Below are 5,138 nucleotides of genomic sequence, written 5' to 3'. Positions count from 1 at the left end.
GCTGCTGCCAGTACCGATAAAAGAGAAGATCAAAAACGCACCGGCAATGGCGTTGTGTTCTGGGTTCGCAATAACAAAGCCAAAAGGAATTAACGAATAGAAAAGGAAATCGAGGCTGATGTCGAGAAAACCGCCAGCGTCACTAATGCCTTGGATTCGAGCCAAGGCCCCATCAAGCCCATCACATACTCGGTTGAACACAATGAAGCCTAGCGCCCATTCGTAATGTTGAAATGCCAACGCCGGAAACGCTAAACACCCGACCAGAAAGCCAAATAAGGTGGTTTGATTTGCCGTGATACCGAATTGACTCAGCAACTTAGCTGATTGGTTTAATGGCCACTTAATGACCTTGATGGAGTACTTATCCAGCATGATGACTTCTCCATGGCCAAGACAGCACTTGCGCCCCTTGAGGTACGTCAGCTTCGTCGTGCGTGACCATTAATGTTGGGATATTTGCTTTTGTCAGCTGTTCGAAGACCCAATCGCGAAATTGTGCTCTTAACTCTTGGTCTAACTTACTAAACGGTTCGTCGAGTAGGGCGAGCTTCGGCTTCGCCAATAACATACGAGTTAAGCTGATTCTTGCACGTTGACCGCCAGATATTTGATCCGGGAAAGACTCTGCCAAGTGAGTTAGCTCTATGTCTTTTAGTGCAGCCATCGCTTGCTGTTGACGAGCGGAGCCCTTAATTGAATTAGGCAGAGAGAACGCCAAGTTTTCCCATACCTTGAGGTGAGGGAACAACAAGTCATCTTGAAAAAGAATACCGACTTCACGCTGATGTGAAGGCAGGTCATCCAGCTGAATGTCGTTCAAAATAACGGTGCCAGAATACGAAAACTCTTCACTTAAGTGACCAGCAATCGCATCCAGTAAGGTCGACTTTCCGCAGCCACTCGGTCCCATCAAAGCCAGTATTTGGCCAGATTCTAATGTTACATTTAGCGCTGAGAACAGCGAATCTCCATCGTTTTTACGGATGGCGAGGTCGTTGAGGTGCAGACTCATTCGTTAGAAAACCTTTAAAAGTAAGACGGCGATATCTGAGTTGAAGTCGGCTGACTAATATCGCTAAAGAGAAAAAGAACAGAGGCAATAAGGCTTGCCAGATAGCATAAATTGCAGTCACTCTGCGGTCGAAACCACTGGTAAGGGCAACGGCTTCTGTGGTGATTGTGCTAATACGGCCCGCGCCGAGCATCAAGGTGGGTAAGTACTGAGCCAAACTTACGCTGATCCCGACCGCCCAAGCAAAGGCAATAGCGGGTAACAAGATAGGCAGCTTGATGGAGTACCAGCTCTGAAATGGCGATTTACCCAAGCTCAACGAGGCTTTTATCAGGCCGTCATTGAAGCTTTTCCAAGGGCCATCCAAAGACAGATACACAAACGGGAAAGCAAAGAAAACATGCGCCCAAATTACCCAAAATTCATAGGCGCTGCTGCCGATATAAAGCGTGGTTACTTGCATGCCGAACAATACCGAAAGTTGAGGTATCAACATGGGAATCGCGATAATAAAGCCCGGAACTTGCCACTTGTATTTGATTCGGTACTCATGAGCTACCAGCGCGAGTAATAAAGCAACGGAAGCGGCAATAAGGCCAATCCACAAGCTTTGCCCGACGGTGCTCATGATGCCATCCCACTCAAACTCCCAGAAACGCATGCTGTAGCGACTTGGAAGTAAATCAGGGAAGCGCCAACGCTGAGCTACACTCCAAATCACCATCAAAGGAATGATCAGCAATGAAAGGCTAGCAAGAACTGTAAATACGGTTTTCCCCGGCAAGTTAGCCCCAGTTCTTCCTGAATACTGCCAAGTTCGAAAGTACTTAAGAACCGCCCATTCTATTAAACGAGCGAGGGCGATGATCAACGAAGCCAAGCCAAATAGAACAATGGCTCCGGCTGCTGCTCGTGGTAATAGATTAAGGTCTGGGTCGTTAAACCATTGCCATACCAAAACGGCAAAGGTAGGTGGGTTGGTTGGGCCAATGATCAGAGCGATGTCGACAACCGATACGCTGTAAGCAAGCACCGCCAACATAGGGAAGCGAAGCTTGGTAAACCATTGTGGGAAAATACACTTCCACCAGATCTGAGCACGGCAATAACCCAGAGAGGCACTGACCTTAGTGATGCGTTCAACATCGATTTGTTGAAGTATCGAAATGCTCATCAGCAATAAGAAGGGCACTTCTTTGAGTGCGAGCATAATGATTAGGCCAAACGCGTAAGGATCTTTTATCAGCAAAGCCAATTCAGAGCTTGTAGCTGATTCGCCGAGCAAGTGATGTACGGCTCTTGCGCCAAGCCCCGTTGGACTAAACAGAAAAGCAAAGCCGATAGCGAAAGCCACATGTGGAATGGCAAGCATTGGCGATAGCGTTAACTCAATCTTTCTCCAAAACTTGTTTCCCCAAGAGGCTTGAAGAATGCAAAAGGTCAGGAAGCAGGCGATATAGCTGCTTGCAATTGCTGACCCTAGGCTCAAACCAATAGAGTGCCAAGCCCCTTCCCATTGAAAGACTTGGTTAAAACCGTTGAGTGTTGGTTCCTCTAAACCTAGGGGCGGGATGAAACTCAGTGACGAGGCCACTACTCCCGCTACCCCAGGACTCGTAGGGACAATGCACACAGCTATAACAACAAAATATAGAGCGCGTAGCATGAATTTTAGTTACCGTATCGCTTAAGCCACTCTTTCTCGAGCGCGTTTTGCCAGCTTGGGTGTGGTTCATCAATCGATTTAAATTGTTGAGTATTCTTAGCGCTACCAGTCAGGTACTTGCTGCTTAATACAGAAGGATCACCCCAAACATTGAGGTCGCCTTTGCGCGATTGTGCTTCTGGGCTCAACAAGAAGTTGATGGTTACCTGAGCGCCAGCACTTGCATTAGCATTCCAAGGAATCGCAAGGAAGTGAATGTTAGACAGAGCGCCACTTTCTAGAGCATAGGCCTTGGTAGTTTCAGCTAGGCGGCCACTTGATTGTGCTGAATAAACAGAGTTTGGATTGAACGTAATCGCGAGGTCGAGCTGTCCGTCATCCAGAAGTTGAATGCTTTCAGATGTACCTGCAGGAAATTGCTTTCCGCCTCGCCATGCCACTTTATGGAATTTATCTAAGTAAGCCCACAGTGGTGCTGTAACTTCTTGGAAGTTGTCTTCCGAAACAGGTTGTGCCAGTGCAGGGTTGTTGTCTGTTAGCTCAATCAGTAGAGACTTGATGAAGCTGGTGCCATGAAATTCAGGTGGGCGAGGGTAGCTTAAGCGGTTCGGGAAAGCTTGAGCGTAGCTCAACATCTCTGAAAAAGATTGTGGCGGATTGTTTAGCGTCTCTTGGTCGTGAATGAACACCAGTTGTCCGACGCCCCAAGGTGCTTCTAAGCCTTCGGTTGGCTCCGAGAAATCGACATCAATTGGTAAAGATTTATCAACGTACTGCCAGTTTGGAAGTGATTCTGTGAATGGTCCAAATAACAGCGCATTGTCTTTCATCGAGCGAAAGTTCTCACCATTAATCCAAACGATATCGACACTGCCTTCGCTGTTCTTGCCTGCGGCTTTTTCTGCAAGTAGTCGAGTAGTCGTTTCAGCAATGTCGGTTACTTTTACATGCTTTAAGGTCACACCGTAGTCACTTTGTAACTCCTTGCCTGCCCATTGTAGGTAACGATTGATTTCTTGGCTTCCGCCCCAAGCGTGAAAGTAGACAGTTTGTCCCTCTGCCTGCTGTTCTATTTGGTTCCAGCTATTGGTTGATGTTGCTTCATCAGCGTAAATGGCTGCGCTGTATGCAACGGTTGCCATGATTCCTAACGTACTTACTATCTTGTTCATAAACTTTTCCATTTGGTAGTGAACGGGCAAGAGCATTGTTATTTCGAACTCCCTACAGTTATTCTATCTGTTTCTGAAATAATTTCTAATTCAACAGTAAATTCAATCAATTACTTAAGGGCTCTTACCATCCTAGCAACAGACCGTTGAACTGATGAATTTATTGCACTCAAATGATAGATTTTTTAGGTTTATTGGGGTTTGGTACGAAAAGTAAGCGATGAGTGTCAGTTTTTAAGGAATCATGAGTGTAAGAAAGCAATAAAAAAAGGAGCCACTAGGGCTCCTTTAATCAATTATTTGGTTTCTCTGACGGATTAGTTTACCCAGTCACGAATTGTGTACGTTAGCGTGTGTACATCGTTTTTCAATACTAGCGTATCGTTTGTTAGTGTTACGTCGCTCCACTCGCTTAGAGTCGCTGAAACCGATTGTTCGATTTCCATCGCAGACCCGTGACACATTTTCATTGTCATGCCCATTTGCTTAATGCGGAATTGACCGTCTTTTAGTTCGCCTTGACCGAAGAAGTTGTTACAACCAGCCATGCCGTTTGCTGTCATCTTTTCGCCGATCTCTAGACGAGGTGTCGCTTGGTGTTCGCTTTTCTCAATGTTCTTGCCATCAATTTGCGCAAGTTCCCAATTATGGTGCTGTAGATCGGTTGGTGTTACTTGCATCGCGTTATCACCTGTTGTTGTGCATGCTGCTAGCATCATAGGTAAAGCGGCTACTGCTAGTAATTTTTTTGAACTAAACTTCATATTATAAGGCTCCAAAGGAAAGAACGAAGTTACCGAATAAGTGTAACTTGATGGGTTCAAAGTATAGTTTACAAAACACTATATGTGTCAGTATAAGGTCATAGTTTAGTATGGATTTCATGAGCTAGGCGACAAATTAATCGCTTATTTTTGAGATAGTAAGCGTAATTTTGAATATGTAAGGAGGCGCGGTGGAGCAGTTAGAGTTTTTCCAAGTTCCAAGCCCTTGCGTTGGGGTTTGCTCAAGCGATGACAAAGGCTATTGCAATGGCTGTATGCGTAAAAGGGAGGAGCGCTTTAATTGGATGTCGATGACGCCGTCAGAACAGTTACACGTCATAAAGCTGTGTCGTCAACGCTATAGAAGAAAAATAATGAAGCAAAAAAACTTGGTTGGTAACTCGGTCGACGAAGAGGGAAGTACAAGCCCCCAAAGAGATCTTTTCGGCTAAAGAGGAAGTATTGAGATTTCATTTAACCTCGAGGTAACTATTACTTTACATAATGGTTGGGGTGTAATA

General features: G+C 45.6%; 6 protein-coding genes. 1 reads left to right on the top strand and 5 read right to left on the bottom strand.

Features of this window, described 5'->3' with window-relative positions:
• The 5 genes from AB4653_RS14575 to AB4653_RS14555 form a co-directional block, all read right to left on the bottom strand.
• Window positions 1–375, bottom strand: a 375-nt coding sequence (locus tag AB4653_RS14575) for a CDP-alcohol phosphatidyltransferase family protein (protein WP_372104545.1), incomplete at its 3' end; no start/stop codon positions are given.
• On the bottom strand, window positions 365–1,015 hold the full coding sequence (locus AB4653_RS14570) for an ATP-binding cassette domain-containing protein (protein WP_009846441.1): 651 nt from the start codon (window positions 1,013–1,015) through the stop codon (window positions 365–367). The genes AB4653_RS14575 and AB4653_RS14570, both read right to left, overlap by 11 nt.
• Window positions 981–2,681 carry an ABC transporter permease gene (locus AB4653_RS14565; protein WP_032555184.1) on the bottom strand — a complete coding sequence of 567 codons (1,701 nt, stop codon included), beginning with the start codon at window positions 2,679–2,681 and terminating at the stop codon, window positions 981–983. Before AB4653_RS14565 ends, AB4653_RS14570 begins: the two co-directional genes overlap by 35 nt.
• 5 nt (window positions 2,682–2,686) lie before the next feature.
• On the bottom strand, window positions 2,687–3,853 hold the full coding sequence (locus AB4653_RS14560) for an ABC transporter substrate-binding protein (RefSeq protein ID WP_032555185.1): 1,167 nt from the start codon (window positions 3,851–3,853) through the stop codon (window positions 2,687–2,689).
• A 317-nt stretch (window positions 3,854–4,170) separates the two neighbouring features.
• Window positions 4,171–4,617, bottom strand: coding sequence for an META domain-containing protein (locus AB4653_RS14555; protein ID WP_009846444.1), 447 nt, complete (start codon window positions 4,615–4,617; stop codon window positions 4,171–4,173).
• A gap of 191 nt (window positions 4,618–4,808) precedes the next feature.
• Between AB4653_RS14555 and AB4653_RS14550 the strand changes: the two genes are divergently transcribed.
• Complete coding sequence (locus AB4653_RS14550) at window positions 4,809–5,069, top strand: DUF1289 domain-containing protein (protein ID WP_009846445.1); 261 nt, start codon at window positions 4,809–4,811, stop codon at window positions 5,067–5,069.
• The last annotated feature ends 69 nt before the right edge of the window (window positions 5,070–5,138 follow it).

Origin of the sequence: Vibrio sp. 10N.222.48.A3, from assembly GCF_041475345.1 — a bacterium.
GTDB lineage: Bacteria > Pseudomonadota > Gammaproteobacteria > Enterobacterales > Vibrionaceae > Vibrio > Vibrio tasmaniensis_A.
This window is presented reverse-complemented; position numbering and strand designations above follow the sequence as displayed.